This window comes from Streptomyces sp. NBC_00057 (assembly GCF_045041165.1).
Lineage (GTDB): Bacteria > Actinomycetota > Actinomycetes > Streptomycetales > Streptomycetaceae > Streptomyces.
The window spans coordinates 7,475,998-7,496,648 of the sequence record NZ_CP108256.1 but is presented as its reverse complement, the minus strand read 5'-3'; the positions used below and the strand labels follow the sequence as shown (position 1 = coordinate 7,496,648).

Sequence of the window (20,651 nt, the reverse complement as noted above, 5' to 3'; positions counted from 1 at the left end):
GGAGATCAGCCCGTCCGGCGGTCGAGACCCTAATGGACCGACGCGGTGAGTTCGCCGGTGACGGCGGCCGTCGTGTCCGTCGTCCGGCGCGGGACCGAGACCCGGTGAGCCGGGTCGCGTACCTCACCGACCAGCATCTCCAGGACGTCCTCCATGGCGACCAGACCGAGGACCCGGCCCGATGCATCGGCGACCTGCGCCAGATGCGTCGCCGCGCGGCGCATCACGGTCAGGGCGTCGTCCAGGGGCAGCTCGGCCCTCACGGTCGCCATCGGGCGCCACACGTGCTGGGGGACGGCCCGCTCACCGTCCTCCAGGTCCAGGACATCCTTGACGTGCAGATAGCCCATGAACGGGCCGCCGCCCTCCGCGCACACGGGAAAGCGCGAGTAGCCGGTCCGTACGGTCAGCTCCTCGATCCGGTGCGGGGTGACGGAGGGGTCCACCGTCACGAGGGAGGCCAGGCTGAGCAGCACATCGGTGACGGGCCTGCTGCCCAGCTCCAGTGCGTCCTCCAGCCGCTCCCGCGCCTCCGGCTCCAGCAGTCCGGCCTGGCCGGAGTCCTCGACGAGCCGGTTGAGCTGCTCGCTGGTGAAGACGGCCTCCACTTCGTCCTTCGGTTCGACGCCGAAGAGCCGCAGCACCAGCCGGGCGCAGGTGCCCAGTGCGGAGGTGACCGGACGGCAGACGCGGGCGAAGCCGACGAGGCCGGGGCTGAGCCAGAGCGCGGTCCTCTCCGGCGCCGCCATTGCGAGGTTCTTCGGGACCATTTCACCGATGACGAGATGGAGGAAGACCACGAAGACGAGCGCCAGCACATAGCCGAGCGGATGGATCAGGCCCTCGGGCAGGTGGACCGCTTGGAAGACCGGCTCCAGCAGATGGGCAACGGTCGGTTCTGCGACGGCGCCGAGGGTCAGTGAGCAGACGGTGATACCGAACTGGGCGGCAGCCATCATCTGCGGCAGGTTCTCCAAGCCGTACAGCACCTGGCGGGCCCGGCCCGACCCTGCTGCCGCGAGGGGTTCGACCTGGCTGCGCCGTACGGAGACGAGGGCGAACTCGGCACCGACGAAGAAGCCGTTCGCCAGCACGAGGAGCGCGGCGAACAGCAGCTGGACGAGGCTCATCGCACGGCCTCCAGGACGCCGTGGGCCACCGATGCCTCGGTGACGGGGTCGGTCACCTCGGCGGCGCGTACGAAGCGGACCTTCTCGGCGCGGTAGTGGCCGACCTGGCGGACGGAGATCCGCCAGCCGGGCAGTTCGGCCCGGTCGCCGGGGGCAGGGATGCGCCCCAGCAGATCGGCGACGAGTCCGGCCACGGTCTCGTACGGTCCGTCGGGTACGTCGAGCCCTATCCGGCGCAGGGTCAGGACCCGGCAGCTGCCTTCGGCGTCCCAGGCCGGGCGGTCGTCCTCGGGAGCGGCGGGGGCCAGTTCGGGCCGGTCGGCGCCTTCGGCGTCGTGCTCGTCCCTGACCTCGCCGACCAGTTCCTCGATGATGTCCTCCAGGGTGACGACCCCGGCGGTGCCGCCGTACTCGTCGACCACCACGGCGATCGGCTGCTCGTTGCGCAGGCGCTGGAGCAGCTGCTCTACGGGCAGTGTCTCCGGCACCAGCAGCGGCGGTACGGCGATCCGGCCCGCCGACGTGCGCAGCCGGTCCTGGGCGGGCACGGCGAGCGCGTCCTTGAGGTGGATCATGCCGACGACCTCATCGATGCGCTCCCGGTAGACGGGGAAGCGGGAGAGGCCGGTGGCGCGGGTGAGGTTGAGGACGTCCTCCGCGGTCGCCGAGGACTGCAGGGCGCTGACCTTCACCCGTGGGGTCATGACGTGCTGAGCGGTGAGTCCGGCGAGCGACAGGGTCCGTACGAAGAGATCCGCGGTGTCCTGTTCGAGGGTGCCGGCCTCGGCCGAATGCCGGGCCAGGGAGACCAGTTCCGCGGGGGTGCGGGCGGAGGCCAGCTCGTCGGTGGGTTCGACACCCAGCAGTCGTACCAGCCGGTTGGCGACGGCGTTCAGCAGGCTGATCACCGGCCGGAGCGCGGAGGAGAAACGGTGCTGGGGGCCGGCGACGAACCGGGCGACCTGGAGCGGCCGTGAGACCGCCCAGTTCTTGGGCACGAGTTCGCCGATCACCATCTGGACGGCGGAGGCCACCATCATCCCGATCACCACGCTGATGCCGGGTACGGCGCCGTCGGGCAGACCGGTCGCGGTGAGGGGGCCGTCCAGCAGCTGGGCGAGTGCCGGTTCGGCGAGCATGCCGACGACCAGTGACGTGATGGTGATGCCGAGCTGGGTGCCGGAGAGCTGGAAGGAGAGTTCACGCAGGGCTTCGACGACGGTGCGGGCCCGCCGGTCGCCCTCGGCGGCGGCGCGCTCGGCGTCCGGCCGCTCCACCGTGACGAGCCCGAACTCGGCTGCCACGAAGAATCCGTTGGCGAGGATGAGAAGGAATGCTGCACTCAGAAGCAGCAGGGGGGTGGTCATGCCGCCGCCTCCGGGGAAGGGGCGGCGCAGGTACTACCGGACGATCCGTCCATTGCTGGAAGGAGTCACTCCTTGGGTCGCAGGAAAGCCCCGCAGGCCTCATGGACCCTCTGGTGCGGGGCGGGGCGCACGGGGCGCCGCCGTCCTCCAGAGTAATCAAGAAGAGGCCCTGCAGGGCAGGGGGCTCAGCCGTTGTCCGTGCCGGTGCCGTGGTTCTCGGCGAGGGCGCGGAGCGTACGGGCGTCGCGGATGGCCTGCTGCTTGGCGATTCCCGGCTGGATACCGAGGGCGGGCATGCTGGTCCCGTCGCTCAGGTCGAGAAAGACCCAGGGGTCGCCGACGCGCAGGTTGACACCGAGAATCTCCGCCCAGGAGAGCCGGCGCGTTCGGGTGAGATTGACCACCGTCACCCCGTCCTCGTTCGCGACGACCTTCGGTCGGCTGAGCAGCGCGAGCACGCCGAAGAACAGCAGTGCGGTGAAGATGAAGCTGGACCGCTCCCCCGCGCTCAGCTGCTCCAGGGTCAGGGCGATGACGGTGATGACGACGAACATCGCCGCCCCCACGGTCAGCAGGACCACCCGGGTTCGGGTCGGCCGGAACGTGACCGGGAGCGTAGGGAGTTCGGACCGGGGCGCGGGGGCGGACATGGTGTTCTTCTGTCTTCCGGGTGGTCGCCCGGCCGTCAGAGGCGGCAGGCGTGGATGGCGGTGGTGAGGATGGCGCGGGCGCCGAGGTCGTACAGATCGTCCATGATCCGCTGGGCCTCCCGGGCGGCGACCATGGAACGGACGGCGACCCAGCCCTCGTGGTGCAGCGGGGAGATGGTCGGCGACTCCAGGCCCGGGGTGAGGGCTACCGCGCGCTCCAGGTGCTCGACGCGGCAGTCGTAGTCCATCATCACGTAGCTGCGGGCGACCAGGACGCCCTGGAGGCGGCGGAGGAACTGCTGCACCTTGGGGTCGTCGTCCGGTGCGCCGGTGCGGCGGATGACGACGGCCTCCGACTTCATGATCGGCTCGCCGATGACTTCGAGTCCGGCGTTGCGCAGGCTGGTGCCGGTCTCCACGACATCGGCGACGACCTGGGCGACACCGAGTTCGATGGCGGTCTCGACCGCGCCGTCGAGGTGGACGACGGAGGCGTTGACGCCGACATCGGCGAGGTGCTTGGCGACGATGCCCTCGTAGGAGGTGGCGATCGTCTTGCCGTCGAAGTCCTGCGGACCCTGGGCCGTGCCCGGCTTGGTGGCGTAGCGGAAGGTGGAACGGGCGAAGCCGAGCTGGAGGATCTCCTCGGAGTCGGCGCCGGAGTCCAGCAGCAGGTCGCGGCCGGTGATGCCGATGTCGAGGCGGCCGGAGCTGACGTAGATCGCGATGTCGCGCGGCCGCAGGTAGAAGAACTCGACCTCGTTCTCGGGGTCGACGAGGACGAGCTCCTTGGACTCCTTGCGCTGCTGGTAGCCGGCCTCATGGAGCATCGCCATCGCAGGCCCGGAGAGTGAACCCTTGTTGGGGACGGCGATGCGAAGCATGAGGCCAGGTTTCCTTTGCGAGGAGGGAGTCTTGTACGGATGTGCGGATGTACGGAGTGCTACGTGGTGCTCAGGTCGTACTCAGAGGTGAGCGTAGACGTCGTCGAGGGAGATCCCGCGGGCGACCATCATCACCTGGACGTGGTACAGCAGCTGGGAGATCTCCTCGGCGGCGGCGTCCTTGCTCTCGTGCTCGGCGGCCATCCAGACTTCGGCGGCCTCCTCGACGACCTTCTTGCCGATGGCATGGACACCCTTGTCCACCAGCTCGGCGGTACGGGAGGTGGAGGGGTCGCCGTTGGCGGCCTTGAGCTGCAGCTCGGCGAAGAGCTCTTCGAAGGTTTTGTTCGCCATGATGGTCCTTAGAGTACGGGGTCCACGCCCCCCACTCAGCGCCAGGGCTCGCTGACCGTGCGCAGCGTGGCGGCGGTGGCGACGGCCGCGGTGACCGCTTCGTGCCCCTTGTCCTCGTTGGAGCCGTCCAGTCCGGCCCGGTCGAGCGCCTGCTCCTCGGTGTCGCACGTGAGTACGCCGAAGCCGACCGGGACTCCGGTGTCGACGGCGACCTGGGTCAGGCCGTTGGTGACGCCGTGGGACACGTACTCGAAGTGCGGGGTGCCGCCGCGGATGATCACGCCGAGGGCGACGATCGCGTCGTAACCGCGACCGGCGAGGACCTTGGCGACCACCGGGAGCTCGAAGCTGCCGGGCACTCGGAGCAGGGTCGGCTCGTCGATGCCCAGCTCGTGCAGGGCGCGCAGCGCGCCGTCGACGAGTCCGTCCATGACCTTCTCGTGCCACTGGGCGGCGACGACCGCCACACGCAGGTCACCGCAGTTGCGTACGGACAGTTCGGGTGCGCCTTTGCCGCTCATGTCTCTCCTACCGCTCGTTTCCGTGATCGTCACTGATTGCCGCAGGTCGACGCCGTGGCGGCGTCGAGCCAGGGCAGGTCGTGCCCCATGCGGTCGCGCTTGGTGCGCAGGTAGCGCAGATTGTGTTCGCCGGCCTGGACGGGCATCGGCTCGCGGCCGGTGACGGCCAGACCGTGCCGCAGGACCGCGGCCGTCTTGTCGGGGTTGTTGGTCATCAGCCTGAGGCTGTGGACGCCGAGGTCCTTGAGGATCTGGGCGCCGGCCGCGTAGTCCCGGGCGTCGGCGGGCAGGCCGAGCTCAAGGTTGGCGTCGAGGGTGTCGCTGCCGCGCTCCTGGAGTTCGTAGGCGCGCAGCTTGGACAGCAGGCCGATGCCCCGGCCCTCGTGGCCGCGCAGATAGATGACGACGCCGCGGCCCTCCTCGGTGATCCGGCGCATGGAGGCGTGCAGCTGGGGCCCGCAGTCGCAGCGCTGCGACTGGAAGATGTCGCCGGTCAGGCACTCGGAGTGGATCCGCACCAGGACGTCGTCGCCGTCCCCGATGTCGCCGTGGACGAGCGCGACGTGCTCGACGCCGTCGGTCGTGGAGCGGTAGCCGTACGCGGTGAATGCGCCGAAGCTCGTCGGCAGCCGTACCTCGGCCTCGCGGCGGACGGTCGGCTCCGAGCTGCGGCGGTAGGCGATCAGGTCCTCGATGGAGATGATCGTGAGGCCGTGCTTGCGGGCGAACGGGACCAGCTGGGGCAGTCGCAGCATCACGCCGTCCTCGCCGGCGATCTCGACGATCGCGCCGGCGGGCCGCAGTCCGGCGAGCCGGGCGAGGTCGACGGCGGCCTCGGTGTGGCCGTTACGGACCAGCACACCGCCGGAGCGGGCGCGGAGCGGGAAGATATGGCCGGGCCGTACGAAGTCGCCGGGGCCGGCCTCGCCTCCCGCCAGCATCCGGAGCGTGGTGGCCCGGTCGGCGGCGGAGATGCCGGTGGTGACGCCGTGCGCTGCCGATGCGTCGACGGAGACGGTGAACGCCGTGCGCATCGATTCGGTGTTGTGGGCGACCATCTGCGGCAGTTCGAGCCGTTCCAGCTCGTCGTTCTCCATGGGCGCGCAGATCAGACCGCGGCATTCGCTCATCATGAACGCGACGATCTCGGGGGTGGCCTTCTCGGCCGCGATGACCAGGTCGCCCTCGTTCTCCCGGTCCTCGTCGTCGACGACCACGACGGGCCGTCCGGCGGCGATGTCGCGGATCGCCTGCTCGACGGGGTCGAGGGTGAGGTCCTCGACGGCGCTTTTGCTTTCGTGTTCCCGGTGCAACCAGGTGGGCTGGGCAGTCATGCCGTGGCTCCTTCCAGAGCGGGTGTCCGCGAACGCAGCCACCAGTCGCGCATGCCCCATAGGACGAGGGCGCCGTACACGACGTAGATGAGACCGGAGAAGGCGAGACCGCTGTGGAAGTTCAGCGGTACGCCGACCAGGTCGACCAGGAGCCAGGCGAACCAGAACTCGACCATGCCGCGGGCCTGGGCGAGCATCGCTACGAGCGTGCCGGCGAATATGTACGCGTCCGCCCACGGGCTCCAGGAGAGCGAAGGAAACGCGGTGAACAGGCCGCCGACCGCGAGGGTGCCGAGTGCGGCGCCGCCCAGCAGGTAGCCGCGCTCGCGCCAGGTGGCGAACCGTACGGCGATGGAGCCGTCCTGGGCCTGCTGCCTGCCCCGGGTCCACTGCTGCCAGCCCCAGACGGCCACGGCGATGACAACGAGCTGCTTGCCGACGCTGCCCGCCTGGTGCACGGAGACATTGGCGGCGACCAGGACGACTCCGGACAGGAGCTGGGCGGGCCAGGTCCAGATCGAGCGGAGCCAGCCCAGGGTCAGCGCGATCAGACCGACTGTGTTGCCGATCATGTCGGACCAGATGATGCGCTGCCCGAAGACGGTGAACGCCTCCGAGTTCAGCCAGTTCAGCGTGGTCACCTCGCCGGCTCCTCGGGTTCCTGCGCGGTATTGCCGAGCAGCCGCTCGACGTACTTCGCGATGACGTCCACCTCGAGGTTGACCGGGTCGCCGGGCTCCTTGATGCCGAGCGTGGTCAGGGCGAGGGTGGTGGGGATGAGGCTGATGGTGAAGTAGTCGGGTCCGGCGTCCACGACGGTCAGGCTGACACCGTCGACGGTGATCGACCCCTTCTCCACCACGTAGCGGGTCAGGTCCGCGGGGAGGGAGATCTTCACGATCTCCCAGTGCTCGGAGATCTTGCGCTCGACGATGCGGCCGGTGCCGTCGACATGGCCCTGGACGATGTGGCCGCCGAGCCTGCCGCCGACCGCCATGGGGCGCTCCAGGTTGACCCGGGAGCCGACCTCCAGGGCGCCGAGGCTGGACCGGTTCAGGGTCTCGGCCATCACATCGGCGGTGAACTCGTGCTCGCCGAAGTCGACGACGGTGAGGCAGACGCCGTTGACGGCGATGGAGTCGCCGTGCTTGGCGCCTTCGGTGACGACGGGACCGCGCAGGCGGAAGCGGGAGGCGTCGCCGAGCTTCTCGACAGCGGTGACTTCACCCAGTTCTTCGACAATTCCGGTGAACACTCAGTTTCCCTTCCGGGCAGGGCTGGGGACAGCGGTGATGCGCAGATCGGGGCCGATACGGACGGTCTCGGTCACATCGAGGCGCAACGCATCGGCGATGGTGGAGATTCCGGCGTCGGCGAGGGCCGCGGGGCCGGCGCCGAGGAGCACGGGAGCGAGATAGCCGACGACCTTGTCGACCGTTCCCGCCGCGACGAAGGCCCCGGCCAGGGTCGGGCCGCCTTCGAGGAGTACGGAGCGGATGTCTCGCCCGTACAGGGCGGTGAGCAGGGCGGGGACGTCCAGGCCGGGGCCGGTGGCGGCGCGCGGCAGCCGCAGGACGGCCCCTTCGGGGAGATGGCGGGCGTCGGCGTCGGCGGCGACGGCGATCAGGGTGGACGCGGTGTCGTCGAGGACGCGGGCGCCGGGGCGTACGGCGGTGGCACCGGTGTCGACTACCACCCTCAGAGGCTGTACAGCGCCTTCGATGCCCCGTACGCCGAGTTGCGGGTCGTCAGCACGGGCGGTGCCGGAGCCGACCACGACGGCGTCGGCCTCGGCGCGCAGCCGGTGGACGTCGGCGCGGGACTCGGGAGAAGTGATCCAGCGGCTGGTGGCGTCGGCGGCCGCGATCCTGCCGTCGAGGGTCGCCGCGTACTTCCACAGGACGTACGGGCGGCCCAGGCGCACCGAGGTCAGCCAGGCCGCGTTGCCCGCCTCGGCCTCGTCCGCGAGGAGCCCCTGATCGGCTTTGACCCCGGCCGTGCGCAGGGTGTCCGCACCGCCGGTGGCCTGCGGGTTCGGGTCGCCGACGGCGTAGACGACGCGGGCGACACCGGCCTCGATGAGCGCCTGGGCGCAGGGGCCGGTGCGGCCGGTGTGGTTACAGGGTTCGAGGGTGACGTAGGCGATGCCGCCCCGGGCCCTGTCGCCTGCGGCGCGCAGGGCGTGGATCTCGGCGTGCGGCCCGCCGGCGCGCTGGTGGAATCCTTCACCGGCCTGCCGGCCTGCGGCATCGAGGATGACGCAACCGACGACCGGGTTGGGGCTGGTGGAGCCGAGACCGCGCGCTGCGAGCGTGATCGCTCGGCGCATGGCGGTGATGTCGGCTGCGGTGTCCACCGGGTCCTCCTGCCTCTTCGGGCACGGACTCCGGGGCCTGTCGACGACGACAGATGAAGCGGGAACGCAACAGGGGGACGCCGAATGCCGAATACACGGATGGATCGGTTGCCCGAAGACCATCCGCCGACGGCGGCGTACCCGTGAAACGGCCCGCCGCGCACTGCCTCCCATCCGGACTTTAACCGTCGGTCCAGGAATCTCACCTGGTCAACCGGCCGCTGGATGCGGACGGGTCGCGGACTATAACCGCCGGTTCGGAATTGCACCGACCCCGGAGTGCGCTGCTGCTGGTACACGATCAGTGTGCCACGCCTGCTCATGGGCCATACGGGTGAGCACCTGTGGAGTGGCTCACAAGGAGCCCGAACGGACTCCGCAACGGGACAGTCGGGCATTAAAGGTCCAGACCTACTGACTCAATGGTCTAGTCCTCTTAATCTCTGCGTCACCTCCGAGGAGCGATCCTGCGGCGTGCGCACACCGCGGGACATCAACACGACCCACCTCCTTGTCAGTTGTGTTCTGCCGAACCTCCCCGGGAGGAACCGAACGTGCTGTCCCCCACCCGTGCGAGAACCACCCTGCTCGCAGCCGACGTAGCCGTCGCCGGACTGCTCATGGGCTCGCTCGCCGCCACCCCGTCGGCCGCCGCCGACCAGGAGTCCTGTCGGCCGGACGGGCTCTACGAGACCCTTGGTGTCGCCGTCCCCCTACTGCTCCGTCTACGACACCGAGGGCCACGAGAAGATGGGCGCCGACCCGCCCGGACAACGCCTCGACCGGCATGACCTGGCCGGGTGTCGCGGGCGCCGAGATGGACCCGGACCTCCCCTACAAGTGCCATGTCAACCTGCTCAACAAGTTCAAGAAGAAGTACCCGAACGTGAAGACCATGGTGTCGGTGGGCGGCTGGGCCGAGACCGGCGGTTACTTCGACGCAGCGGCAAGCGGGTGGACTCCGGCGGCTTCTACTCGATGGCGACCAACGCCGACGGTTCGGTCAACCAGGCCGGCATCGACACCTTCGCCGACTCGACCGTCGCCTTCATCAAGAAGTACGGCTTCAATGGCGTCGACATCGACTACGAGTACCCGACAACCATGAAGGACGCGGGCAACCCGCTGGACTGGACGCCGTCCTCGGGGCCTGCCGACCCTCCCCCGACCGCCCGGCGGTGACCGGTTCACCCCCGGTCACCGCCGGGCTCACCCGCGCTCTGAGAGGGCGGGCCCATGACGGCGATTCTGGTGACCGGCTGAACCGGAACACTCGGCCGGCAGGTCGCGGACCGGCTGCGGGCGGGCAAGGCGTACGCCGGATACCGGCGCGGAGACCATCTGAGCCCCGAACGGGCCGTGGGGAAGGTGACGTTCGAGGAATTTCTCGCCGAGCGGTTCAGCCGGCCGGAGTGAACAGCTCGTCCTGAGCCGCCTCCCGGGCGGCGAGCAGCGCGCCGCGGAGCACCGCGGCGCCGCCGAGACGGCCGGCCCTGACCTCGGTGCGAAGCGGGGACATCGTGGCCAGCCGCTCCTCGACCCGTGCCGCGAGCGCGTCACCGCCCGCGTGGCCGACCTCGCCCGCGAGCAGCACACAGCCCGGGTCGAGGACGGAGGCGATGGCGGCAGCGCCGAGCGCGAGACGTTCGGTGAGGGCGTCCAGGAAACCCTCGCTCTCCCCCTCCCCCGCAAGCGCGGCCCGTACGGCGAATGCGGCGCCCGGCTCCTTGTCCCCTTCGGCCGCGCCCGGGGGCACGTATATGCCGTGGGCGGCGGCCAGTTCGCAGACCGGGGCGGAGCCCACCAGCGAGTGGAACCCGCCGTCGCAGTTGACGGCCGACGGGGTGCCGATCGTGCCGGGCACCGGCAGGAAGCCGATCTCGCCCGCGCCTCCCGAGGCGCCGCGGCGGAGCTTCCCGTCCAGCATGACGGCGGCGCCGACGCCGTGGCCGAGCCAGAAGAACACGAAGGTGTCACGGTCACGGACCGCGCCGATGCGCTGCTCGGCGACGGCGGCGAGATTGGTCTCGTTCTCGACCAGCACGGTGGCGGGCAGCCGCTGCTGCAGCACCCTTACCAGTCGTCGGTGCCAGGCGGGCAGCCCGGTGGTGTCGCGCAGTTCGCCGGTGACCGGGTCGATCAGACCGGGCGCGCCGATGCCGACGCTGTGCAGCGGGGCGGCACCCGCCTCCCTCGCGGTGCGTTCCAGCAGCGCGGCGGCCTGTTCGGCGGCGGCCTCGGTGTCGGTGTCGCTGCCGATGGGCAGAGTGGCCTCAGCGAGCGTGGCGCCGAGGAGATCGGCGACGACCACGGCGACACTGCCGGTGCGTATGTCGAGCGCGGCAAGGTGGGCGCGGTCGGCGGCGATCCCGTACAGCCGGGCGTTGGGGCCGCGGCGCTCGGAGCCGGCCTCACCGACCACCCGGATCAGACCGGCCCCCTGCAGCCGTTCGACGAGGTCGGCGACGGTGGGGCGGGAGAGACCGGTCAGGGTCTTCAACTGCGTGGCCGTCAGCGGGCCGTCCTGCTGCAGCAGTCGCAGGGCGAGCCGGTCATTGATGGCCCGGGCAGTGCTCGGTGATGCGGGCATGCCGGGATCCTTCCAGATCACTGCCGCACGGGATGAAAGGATGGACTATTTATCAGGCAGGGTTCCTGATATTTTACGGCCCGCACTGCGGAGACGGGCGCCGGGGGCGCCGGTGACAGAGGATTCCCAGGGGAGGGCGCGGCGGTATGAGACCGGATTCCACAGAGACGGCCTTCGGCATGGAGCAGGTGAGGCGGGCCAGGTTCGCCGTCGCCGCGGTCTTCGCCGTGCACGGCGCGGTGACCGGCAGCTTCGCCACCCGGGTGCCCTGGATCCAGGACCACGCGGGGGTCAGCGCCGGGCAGCTCGGCCTCGCCCTGGCCTTCCCGGCGATCGGTGCGTCCCTCGCCATGCCGTTGGCCGGTGCGATCAGTCATCGCTTCGGCGCCAGGACCGCGCTGCGCGGACTGCTCGCCCTGTGGACGCTGGCGCTGATCCTGCCCGCGCTGGCACCCAACCTGCTGACGCTGTGCGCCGCGCTCTTCGTGTACGGGGCATCGGCCGGCATGTCGGATGTGGCGATGAACGCCCTCGGTGTCGAGGTGGAGAACCGCCTCGACAAGTCGATCATGTCCGGGCTGCACGGAATGTGGAGCGTGGGCGCCCTGGTCGGTTCGGCGGCGGGCACGGTGGCCGCGCATCTGGGCTCCGACGCCCGGCTGCACCACACGATCGCCGCTCTGGTGCTCACGGCACTCGGGCTGATCGTCTGTCAGGGCGTACTGGATCTGCGCAGCGAGCCGGACGAGGAGCCGCCGCCGCGCTTCACGTTGCCGCCGAAGTCGGCGCTGATCATCGGCGCGGTGGGCTTCTGCGCGGTGTTCGCGGAGGGCGCCAGTCTGGACTGGTCGGCGGTCTACCTCCGGGACATCATGGACACCTCCGCCGGGCTCGCCGCGGCGTCCACGACGGCGTTCGCGCTGACGATGGCGGTCGCCCGGATCGCCGGTGACAAGGTCGTCGACCGCTTCGGGGCGGTCAGGACCGTACGGGTCGGCGGTGTCCTCGCGACGGTCGGCGGACTGCTCGTGGTCGCGTCACCGAACGCGGTACTGGCGATGTGCGGTTTCGGGCTCCTCGGCCTCGGTGTCGCCGTGGTCGTCCCGCTCGCCTTCGCGGCGGCCGGACGCAGTGGCCCGAACCCGAGCCAGGCGATCGCGGGCGTCGCCACCATCACGTACACCTCCGGGCTCATCGCCCCGTCCGCGATCGGCTCGCTGGCCGAAGCGACCTCGCTGGTCGTGTCGTTCGGCCTGGTGACGGTGCTGGCGTTCGGCCTGGTGCTGGGGGCCGGGGTGCTGCGGGCGGGCGACCGCAGGGCCGTGTCGTCCTCGGCCGCCGCCGCTCCGAGCGCGGCGGCGGCCGAGCCGGGCCCCTGAGCCGACGGCTGCACGGGGCACCGGCCGGTCGAGGAACGCCTGCCTGTTCGGAGTGACGATGCTTTGCGCACGAGTCATGTTGGCCTCGGACCCCGTCTTCACCGGTGAGCTGGACCGCTTCGCCGCCGACCTGGCCGCGGCCGACCGCACGGTCGCCGAGATTCGGGACCAGGGCGCAGCCGAGCGCAAGGCGCGGTCGTCACTCCGCTCGTCCGTGCCGAGCAGGCCGTTCTGGGCGCGGTCTTCCCCGGCCAGCTCGACCGGCTCTCGTCCTGGCTGCGCCCGGAACACTTCTCCCGTCCCGCGCACAAGGCGATCTACGCCGCGATGGTCCAGCGGCACCGGGTCGGCGGCTCGAGCCGCATCCGGCGTCGGTGGACGACCCGGGCGATCCGATGGATCGGAAGGTGCTGACCTTGCTGCTCGCCGGGCACACCGACGCGGCGGTGGCGGCTCGGCTCGGCGTCAGCCTGCGGACCGTGCAACGCCGGGTGCGGCATCTGATGAATCTGGCGGGCACCGACTCCCGGATTCTGCTCGGCTGGTACGCACGCGACCGTGGCCGGCTCTGAGTCGCCTCAGGCCGGCCACGGTCGCGGTCGGTACGCAAGAGCTATTCGGAGATCTGATCCGGTATGTGCAGCAGGACAGTGCTCGACGAGGATCCGGTGGGCCCGCCTTCGCCGTAGACCATCAGATCGTGGTTTTCGTTGATGCCGAAGCTGTAGGTCGGCAGGAACCAACCGTCCCCGGGGATCATCGCCGACAGATCCCAGAGCCGGCCCTGCGGATCCCACAGCGCCGAAACCTCGAAGTCGGGCTGCAGTTCCACGGTGCCGAGGATCCAGCCGTCGGTGGTGATCTTCTCCGCCTTGGCGTTGAACCCGTAGTCGGGCAAGCGTTTCATTCCGGCTGCCGGCGTCCAGACGAACGCGTCGTCTCCGCTGGCGCCGACCACCGAGCCGACCTCGTTGACGCCCAGGGCAACCGAGTTGAACTGCCCGGGAAGGGTGCCGAGATCGGTGATCTTCCCGGTTGAGGTCTGCCAGGTGACGGCTCGCGATTGACCCTCAGCGTTGAGCGACGACCCGACCGCAGTGCCTTGGGCGTTGATCGCTCTCGGCTGGGTCTCCGTGGTGTTGTCCGACAGGTGGGCCAGCTTCGCGTATCCGCCGTTTCTGGTCCAACTGAACGGGTCCACGTAGGTGTGTCCCTGTCCGTTCTCCCGGTACTGAAGGCTCGCGAACCCGACGACGGTCCCGCTGTCGCTGATGCCGGTGGCGAACCCGCTGCCGTAGGCCCTTTCCCGCCAATCCGGCAGCCCGAGGTCCGTCACACTGCCGTCGGCCGCCCACGCGGCCGGACGGGTGCCTCCCCCACCACCGTAAGAGAGCATCCCGGCCGCTTCCTGGCGCTCATTCATGTCCAGCGCCGAGCCGTTCTTCGCCGTCCCCAGGGCCAGGTCGGTGAACCCGGCCTCCTTGGTCCAGGTTGTCGGCGTCATGTTGGCGTTGAACTGTCGATCGCCTGCGACAACGCCGCTGTTGGTGAGTTTGGCACCGACAAAAGGCTTTTCCCATTTCACCGCCGCCAGCTTCGGCGCGACGACTCTGTTGATCCTGACCTTCGCTGCGCCGACGATGGTGCCGTCCGTGTTGGCCACTCGGACCCGGCCGATCACCGGCTCACTCGTCCGGGTGACCGCGCTCAGGTCGATGTCGGCGCCCACCGGCATCGACTGTCCCGGCTTGAGCCGGAACGCCTTGTCGGACTGTGCCGTGATGGTCCCGATGCCGCGGGAGAACATCTCCTCGTGATAGTCGAAGGTAACCGGGCCGGACGGGACGTTGGCGCCGGTCACCACCACGTAGTAGGTGCCAGGTGCCGGATCGTCCAGGACGATGCGCTCCACGCCCGGGCCGATGTTCATGCTGGTGGCTGCGATGCCGCGGGCTCCGACGATGTACATGTCGAGATCGGCATCGCCGGAGCGTGGGGTCAACGTCACGTCCAATCGCGTCGACTGCCGCGGCACGTCGACCCGATTCGCCGTGAGCTGTCCGTTCGCGACGGTGGAGAACAGGTTCCGGACGAACCCGAGCTCACCGTCGGTGGCCTTGAGCTTCGCCGTGCCCCAGGTGTTCGTCCCGGTGAACTCGACCGACGCCTTCTGGTGCACGGTGGCCGACGGCAAGGTCGTCACGTCCGGCGCAAACGACATTCCCTGCAACGAAATCGATGCGGCGAAGGGGTTCTCGGCGGTCTTGGAGGTGCGTCGGGCTTCCACGACGAACTCCCAGATGCCCGCCTTCGGCCGCAGCACGGCCCTGGATCGCGGATCGCATCCGGCCGGATCGCTGTATCCGGTGTAGCAGTGATTGCTGGCGTTGGAGTCTGCCGGGATCCCGTCGGGACCGATGGGCAGGACTCGCATCTGGCTGCCCTTGGCCAGTCCGCCAAGGTTCAGCTGCAGGGCTTCGACGCCCTGCGGCACCGCAACCAGGAACGACGTCGCTTGGGCGCGACCAAGGGTTCCGGTCCTGCTGACCTGATATGTCGGGCCGCGCAACGGATCCGCCGCCAGCACGGTAACCGCTACGAACCGGTCGATGCCGGCCGTCGTCGGATCGTCGATCGTCATGATCGCGCTGTGCACACCGGTCGTCGCCGGAGTGGCGGTCACCGTCACGGTGTTCGAGGCGCCGCGCCGCGACGAGAGGGTCTTCGGCGCCCGGAACGTGCCGTCGTTGCCGATCCAGCCGATCCGGCTCCTGGTGCTTCCGGCCTCTCCGCTGGTCCTGGTCACCGTCACCCGGTAGGACTTGCCGGTCGCGACCGGCTGCCCACCCGACCCGGGCAGGCACCGGTTGTAGATCCCGGCGCCGCTGTTCGGCGTGGCCAGATTGCCCGACAGCGCCGTGCACACCGGAGCGGAGACGTCATAGTTGTTGACCCGCACGCCCTTCGAGAGCTGCTTCCAGGCGGCCGGGACGTCGACCAGTCCGGCGCCCTGGGCGGTGGTCGGCACTCCGTCGATGTGTGTCGCCGTTCCTGTCAGCACGGCGCGCAGCGCCGTTGGGCCGGATTCGACGTTCCGGGACTTCGCCGCCGACAGCAACAGGGCAGCGGCTCCGGCCACCTGGGGTGCTGCCATAGAGGTTCCGTTCGCCATGCCGTAGCCGACCGGCAGTGAGTAGCGCGCTTCCGGCACGGCCTCACCTTCCAACCAGCCGGGGATCGAGGAAATCGCCGACCCCGGGGCGCTGACCGCGGGTGCGAGCGCACCGTCCTCGGACGGGCCGTGGGAGGAGAACCCGAACAGTCCCTGCGGTGCATCGACCGCGGAACCGTAGTTGGCCCACCAGGTTTCCTTGCTCACCGAGGCTGCAACGGCCAGCACCGACGAGGAGACCGCCGGGGAGCCGACGGTGTTGGTGCCCGCGCCCTCGTTACCGGCCGCCACCACGATCTGCACGCCGAAGTGGCCGGTCAGCTTGTTGTACAGCTGGGAGATCACGTCGGATCCGTCGTTGAGCGCCGGCAACCCGCCGATCGACAGGTTCACCACATCGACGCCGCGATTGACAACCAGGTCGATCATGCCTTCGGTGAGCGCCGCCTCTGTGCAACCGCCGCCCCAGGTGCAGGCCCGGGACGAGACGATCTGCGCGCCGGGAGCCACACCGTGCATCGCGCCGCCGAACAACGACGTGCCGGCGGTGATTCCCGCGACATGGGTGGCGTGCGACCCCGACGGCAACCCGATGTTCACGTAGTTCGCCACCTTGCCGACGGAACTGCCGCCCAGCGGCGACAGGTCGACGTTGTCGCGGTAGTCCACGACGAACGGAATCCGCTCGGTGACAGCGGTTCGCGGATCTTCGGTACCGAAATGGCCGATCTGCCGCTGCTGGCCGTACGGCAGCATCGCCGGCGCATCGGTGAAGTCGTGGTCGCCGTCGGCATCCACCCACACCTGGTGGGTCTGCGGGTCGTACAGCGCGCCGAACCTATCGGTGGTGGTGCCATTGTTGTTGAGATCGCCACCGAAATCGCTGTGGGTGGTGCTCATCTCGTAGAACAGGCCGAGTTGGAATGATCCCTCCGGGGCCGTCCATGCGGCCCCGGCGTAGTCGAACCGGGGACCAGTCACTGCCTTGCTCATCTGCACCCAGGTTCCATCGCCGTCCGTCACCGGATCGGTGGCCGTCACCCAGTCGACCACCTTCGGCCGCCCGTCGCTGGTTTTCTGCAGGGCCGGATGATCGAGGTCGACGCCGGTGTCGAGCACTCCGACAGTGATCCCGCGCCCGTCCCACTTCTGGTGCGCCGCAACGAAATCGACGGCACCGATGTCGTTGACCGGCATATACGGATTGTCGGCCGGCGTGGTCGCGTTCGGCGCCGCCGGATGAGCAGCCCTCGCCTCGGCTCCGGCCGGGCTGACGGCGTTGCCCAGCTCCGGGCTCGGCACACGGAACGTCTTGTCCAGATCGATGGCCTTCACCACCGGGAGCGCGGCCAGGCTCTGGACCTTGCCGGTCGGGACAGTGGCCCGCACGTAGCCGATCTCGGGCCGGACCTTGCCTACGGCGCCGCCGGCCTTGGCGACGGCCGCCGTTACCTCCTTGGTGTTGCTTGACTTGGCGAGCAGCATCACCGTGACGGTCTTGGTCTTGGTGGCCTGCGCCTGCTGCAGCACCTGGGTGTCGTGGACGCCGAGCTTCTCCGAACTTCTGCCGACGGACGCCGTGGCGTCCAGCGGCTGGAATCCCTTGTCGTCCGTGGGCGGCTGATACGGATCGTCGGCCGCCGGCGACGGCTCCGCAACGGGCACCCGCGGGACGCTCGTCCCCCGTCCGTCGCTCCCCGGACTGTCCGTCGCTGCCGCGGCGATGGGCGGCTGGCCGATCATCAGGACCGCAGCTGCCAACACCGCTGCGCCGATCGTAGTGAGCGGTTGGGGTCGCTTGCGTCTCACGCTGCTCCTTCTGGTGACGTGTCCCGGCTCGGTCGCGAGCCCGTCCCGGAATCTCGCAGTCGGAACCAGTGCGCAGCAATGGGCCGGGCCCGGCGGATTTGTGACATGGCGGCATTCCGCCTGCATCAACCCGCCTGTTGTTGGCGCTACAGCAGCACGGCCGATCATTGAGCACGTTTCAACTTGAAGTTGCTGGTCACGGGGCTGATGTGGACTGGTAATCGGGTGCTCGCGCAGGTCGTGGGCGGCGGCTAGCCATCTCGGATGTGGGGCTGGTCCCGTACCGCACCGGGGCCACATCACCGCGGTCCGGGCGCGCTGTCACGCGCACATCCTTTTCCCGCTGGTGTACGCGGCCGGTGCTCGACACGCTGGTCCTTGCGTACGGACGTACAGACCGCCCGCGCCCGCCCTCACTTGCGGCCGACGCCCGCGTACATCGCAACGTCCGGCGTCGGTGTCTCCGGCCGGCACGCGGAGCACGACACCACCCCGGGCTCGAGTAGCTCCAGGCCGTCGAAGTAGCGCGCGACGGCAGCAGGGGTCCGCTGGGTGAGCTTCGGGGTGCCGTGCTCGTTCCAGAACGCCACTGCCGCGTCTTCACGTGCGTGAAGTCGGCCACCCAGCTGCGGTTCGGCGCCGATGCGACGAAGTCGCGGTCACGGAAGTTGGCGTGGCAGACCTCGCCGATCAGCCCCTTGAGTCCGGCATCCCGGACCCGCCGGGCCGAGGGGGCGGCCTGGCGCTTCTTCGCCGCGTAGTAGGTGGAAGGGGCGATGCTGCAGTCGTGCTCGGTGAGCGTCCTGCAGATCGGCTCGACGCCGCCGAAGCGGTCCCGGTGCTCGTCGATGAACGCTACGAGCGCGTGTGTGGCCGGTCGGTGAAAGTCGGTCCGGGGCGCGGTTCCGGCCTTTCGACCGGTCCGTTTCCCCGGACCGCTTCCCGAACCCGGCGGGCACCTTTCAATGCACCGGGCTCTCCACAAGTCCCGTAGTGAGCCGCGTGTTGGATTTTCTCATCCCGTGACAGGCCAGGGAGTCGGGATAACGGAGCCCCGATACCGGTAGCGGGTCGTTCCTGCCTTCTCGGGGTCGTGCAGCTCCCTGTTCTCACTGGCGGGCCACCATCCGCCGCCGCAATAGCGGTTGCGGAGTTCCTTCCAGGTTGACCGGCGGTGTTTGCGCCGAATCCGCCCGCACCTCGCCCAGCAGGGGGGCGGGCGCGAACGGCGGCTGAAGCAGCGCCGCCCGCGCCCGGCACGTCTCAGTCAGCGCGCGTTCCCCTTCTTACATCGCCGAGTCGTCGTACCTCGTCGTGCCCTCGTCCAGCAGCGCTCCTTGCGGCGCGGCCGCTGTTTTGGAGAGCCAACGGAGGGAGTGGTAGCCGGTGAGCACCAGAAGGGTGCCGAGGGCGATGCCGCTGAGCTCGAAGTTGTCGGTGATCTTCAGCGACACGTCGCCGATGCCGACGATGACGCCGGCTGCAGCCGGAATCAGGTTGAGCGGCTGGCTGAAGTCAACCTTGTTGCGGACCCAGATCTGAGCGCCGAGCAGACCGATCATGCCGTAGAGGATGACGGTGATGCCGCCCAGCACGCCGCCCGGGATGGCGGCCACAAACGCCCCGAACTTCGGGCACAGACCGAAGAAGAGCGCGAAGAACGCGGCGCACATGTAGGCGGCGGTCGAGTAGACGCGGGTGGCGGCCATGACGCCGATGTTCTCGGCGTAAGTGGTCGTGGCTGGGCCACCGGCAACCGTGGAGAGCATGGTGGCCGCGCCGTCCGCGGCGATGGCAGTGCCGAGCTTGTCGTCGAGGGGGTCGCCGGTCATCTCGCCGACCGCCTTGATGTGGCCGGTGTTCTCGGCCACCAGAGCGATCAGGACAGGGAGGGCGACGACGATCGCCGACGCACTGAACGAGGGCGCGTGCATGTCAGGGAAGCCGATCCAGGCGGCGTCCTTGACCGAGCTCAGGTCGAGACGCCAGTGGTCCACAACCTTGCCGCTGGCATCGGCGGAGTGGATCTTGCCCAGGGTGAGGTCAAGGATCCAGGAGAGCGCGTAACCGAAGACCAGCCCCAGGAAAATGGCGATACGTGACCAGAATCCGCGCAGGACGACGAGCGCGAGGCCGGTGAACAGCATCGTGGCGAGCGCCGTCCACTGGTCTTGCGGCCAGTAGGTCCCCGCAGCCACCGGAGCGAGGTTGAAGCCGATCAGCATGACCACGGCACCAGTGACCACCGGCGGCAACACCGCATGGACGACCCGCGCGCCCAGGAACTGGACCACGACACCGACCACGGCCAGAGCGAGGCCCACCACGAACAGGGCGCCGGTGAGTTCCGCCGGCCCACCGCCCTGGCTTCCGATGACAGCGGCGACACCCACGAAGGAGAGCGACGATCCCAGGTAGCTCGGAACTCGTCCGCGCGTGATGACCAGGAACAGCAGGGTCGCGACACCCGAGGCCATGAGGCCAAGGCTCGGATTGAGCCCCATGAGCACCGGGGCGACGAAACAGGCACCGATCATCGAGACGACGTGCTGCGCACCCAACCCGACCGTCCGGGTCCAGGTGAGCCGCTCGTCGGGCTTGACGACCTCGCCTGGTTTCAGATGCCGGCCATCCCCGTGCAGCTTCCACCCGAAACCTGACATTAAGCACTCTCCATTCGTGTACTTGCCGAATGGAAAGTACAAGATCAGCGGTCAACCATTCGCACCACCCCGTGCCGAACCCACCCGGACTGCCATCCGCGTGACCTGTCCCGCTCGTAGAGGACCTACGAGGGGTTGCACGTCGATAATGGTACGAGGGCCCGTTCGTACACCCGTGGTGCAATCAGGTTGCGACGTTCGTCGCCCCGGTGCTCATGGGCCTGGACCCGAACCTGGCGATCATGGTGTCGGGTGTCGCGACGGCCATCTTCCTGCTGGCCACGCGCGGCCAGGTGCCCAGCTGCCTCGGCTGTTCGCTCTCCTTCGTCGGGGCCGCCGCGACAATCCGGGCGAGCGGCGGCAGCAGCGCCGTGGTGACTGGTGCGGTATTCGCCTTCCCTGTTGCTGACGGCGCCCCGGCCTCCTGGAAACAACCGCGCCG

At 69.4% G+C, this 20,651-nt stretch carries 16 protein-coding genes, 3 pseudogenes and 1 riboswitch; of the genes and pseudogenes, 5 read left to right on the top strand and 14 right to left on the bottom strand.

The window, feature by feature from the left end; all coding sequences use genetic code 11:
- Nucleotides 1-29 precede the first annotated feature (29 nt).
- From OG953_RS35350 to ribD, 10 genes are all read right to left on the bottom strand, one after another.
- A complete protein-coding gene (locus tag OG953_RS35350) occupies nt 30-1,130 on the bottom strand; it encodes a hemolysin family protein (RefSeq protein ID WP_405689291.1) in 1,101 nt (366 codons plus the stop codon).
- On the bottom strand, nt 1,127-2,497 hold the full coding sequence (locus OG953_RS35345; RefSeq protein WP_405689290.1) for a hemolysin family protein: 1,371 nt from the start codon (nt 2,495-2,497) through the stop codon (nt 1,127-1,129). Before OG953_RS35345 ends, OG953_RS35350 begins: the two co-directional genes overlap by 4 nt.
- 185 nt (nt 2,498-2,682) lie before the next feature.
- Nucleotides 2,683-3,147, bottom strand: coding sequence for a PH domain-containing protein (locus tag OG953_RS35340; protein ID WP_405689289.1), 465 nt, complete (start codon nt 3,145-3,147; stop codon nt 2,683-2,685).
- A 35-nt stretch (nt 3,148-3,182) separates the two neighbouring features.
- Nucleotides 3,183-4,031: an ATP phosphoribosyltransferase gene (gene hisG, locus OG953_RS35335; protein WP_405689288.1), complete on the bottom strand. Its 849-nt coding sequence runs from the start codon at nt 4,029-4,031 to the stop codon at nt 3,183-3,185.
- 81 nt (nt 4,032-4,112) lie between these two features.
- Nucleotides 4,113-4,385 carry a phosphoribosyl-ATP diphosphatase gene (locus OG953_RS35330; RefSeq protein WP_018524273.1) on the bottom strand — a complete coding sequence of 91 codons (273 nt, stop codon included), beginning with the start codon at nt 4,383-4,385 and terminating at the stop codon, nt 4,113-4,115.
- 35 nt (nt 4,386-4,420) lie between these two features.
- Nucleotides 4,421-4,906 carry a 6,7-dimethyl-8-ribityllumazine synthase gene (ribH, locus tag OG953_RS35325; protein ID WP_351084345.1) on the bottom strand — a complete coding sequence of 162 codons (486 nt, stop codon included), beginning with the start codon at nt 4,904-4,906 and terminating at the stop codon, nt 4,421-4,423.
- Between the two features lie 29 nt (nt 4,907-4,935).
- The gene (locus tag OG953_RS35320; protein WP_405689286.1) at nt 4,936-6,240 is read right to left on the bottom strand and encodes a bifunctional 3,4-dihydroxy-2-butanone-4-phosphate synthase/GTP cyclohydrolase II; all 1,305 of its coding nucleotides are present in this window, start codon (nt 6,238-6,240) and stop codon (nt 4,936-4,938) included.
- A complete protein-coding gene (locus OG953_RS35315; RefSeq protein WP_405689285.1) occupies nt 6,237-6,881 on the bottom strand; it encodes a nicotinamide riboside transporter PnuC in 645 nt (214 codons plus the stop codon). The genes OG953_RS35320 and OG953_RS35315 overlap by 4 nt, the downstream gene beginning before the upstream one ends.
- Nucleotides 6,878-7,495, bottom strand: coding sequence for a riboflavin synthase (locus tag OG953_RS35310; protein ID WP_405689284.1), 618 nt, complete (start codon nt 7,493-7,495; stop codon nt 6,878-6,880). Before OG953_RS35310 ends, OG953_RS35315 begins: the two co-directional genes overlap by 4 nt.
- Nucleotides 7,496-8,596 (bottom strand): bifunctional diaminohydroxyphosphoribosylaminopyrimidine deaminase/5-amino-6-(5-phosphoribosylamino)uracil reductase RibD, encoded by a 1,101-nt coding sequence (gene ribD, locus OG953_RS35305; protein WP_405689283.1) that lies wholly within the window; start codon nt 8,594-8,596, stop codon nt 7,496-7,498. It lies immediately after the preceding gene.
- A 156-nt stretch (nt 8,597-8,752) separates the two neighbouring features.
- Nucleotides 8,753-8,883: riboswitch (FMN riboswitch) on the bottom strand.
- A gap of 267 nt (nt 8,884-9,150) precedes the next feature.
- Between ribD and OG953_RS35300 the strand changes: the two are divergent.
- A pseudogene (locus OG953_RS35300) lies at nt 9,151-9,745 on the top strand (glycosyl hydrolase family 18 protein); the annotation flags it as partial.
- A 250-nt stretch (nt 9,746-9,995) separates the two neighbouring features.
- On the opposite strand, the gene OG953_RS35295 reads toward OG953_RS35300, so the two are convergent.
- Entirely contained in the window at nt 9,996-11,186 is a 1,191-nt protein-coding gene (locus OG953_RS35295; RefSeq protein WP_405689281.1) for an ROK family protein, read from the bottom strand.
- A 146-nt stretch (nt 11,187-11,332) separates the two neighbouring features.
- Here OG953_RS35295 and OG953_RS35290 point away from each other — a divergent pair, with 146 nt between their 5' ends.
- From OG953_RS35290 to OG953_RS35280, 3 genes are all read left to right on the top strand, one after another.
- Nucleotides 11,333-12,565: an MFS transporter gene (locus OG953_RS35290; RefSeq protein ID WP_405689280.1), complete on the top strand. Its 1,233-nt coding sequence runs from the start codon at nt 11,333-11,335 to the stop codon at nt 12,563-12,565.
- Between the two features lie 231 nt (nt 12,566-12,796).
- Nucleotides 12,797-12,979: a DnaB-like helicase N-terminal domain-containing protein gene (locus OG953_RS35285; RefSeq protein WP_405692252.1), complete on the top strand. Its 183-nt coding sequence runs from the start codon at nt 12,797-12,799 to the stop codon at nt 12,977-12,979.
- Complete coding sequence (locus OG953_RS35280; protein WP_405689278.1) at nt 12,973-13,137, top strand: helix-turn-helix domain-containing protein; 165 nt, start codon at nt 12,973-12,975, stop codon at nt 13,135-13,137. The genes OG953_RS35285 and OG953_RS35280 overlap by 7 nt, the downstream gene beginning before the upstream one ends.
- 41 nt (nt 13,138-13,178) lie before the next feature.
- On the opposite strand, the gene OG953_RS35275 is transcribed toward OG953_RS35280, so the two are convergent.
- From OG953_RS35275 to OG953_RS35265, 3 genes and pseudogenes are all read right to left on the bottom strand, one after another.
- On the bottom strand, nt 13,179-17,546 hold the full coding sequence (locus OG953_RS35275) for a S8 family serine peptidase (protein WP_405689277.1): 4,368 nt from the start codon (nt 17,544-17,546) through the stop codon (nt 13,179-13,181).
- A 413-nt stretch (nt 17,547-17,959) separates the two neighbouring features.
- Nucleotides 17,960-18,145 (bottom strand): annotated as a pseudogene (locus OG953_RS35270) (SAM-dependent methyltransferase); the annotation flags it as partial.
- Nucleotides 18,146-18,832: 687 nt separating this feature from the next.
- The gene (locus tag OG953_RS35265) at nt 18,833-20,209 is read right to left on the bottom strand and encodes a uracil-xanthine permease family protein (RefSeq protein ID WP_405692249.1); all 1,377 of its coding nucleotides are present in this window, start codon (nt 20,207-20,209) and stop codon (nt 18,833-18,835) included.
- 191 nt (nt 20,210-20,400) lie between these two features.
- Here OG953_RS35265 and OG953_RS35260 point away from each other — a divergent pair.
- Nucleotides 20,401-20,613 (top strand): annotated as a pseudogene (locus OG953_RS35260) (solute carrier family 23 protein); the annotation flags it as partial.
- Nucleotides 20,614-20,651 lie beyond the last annotated feature (38 nt).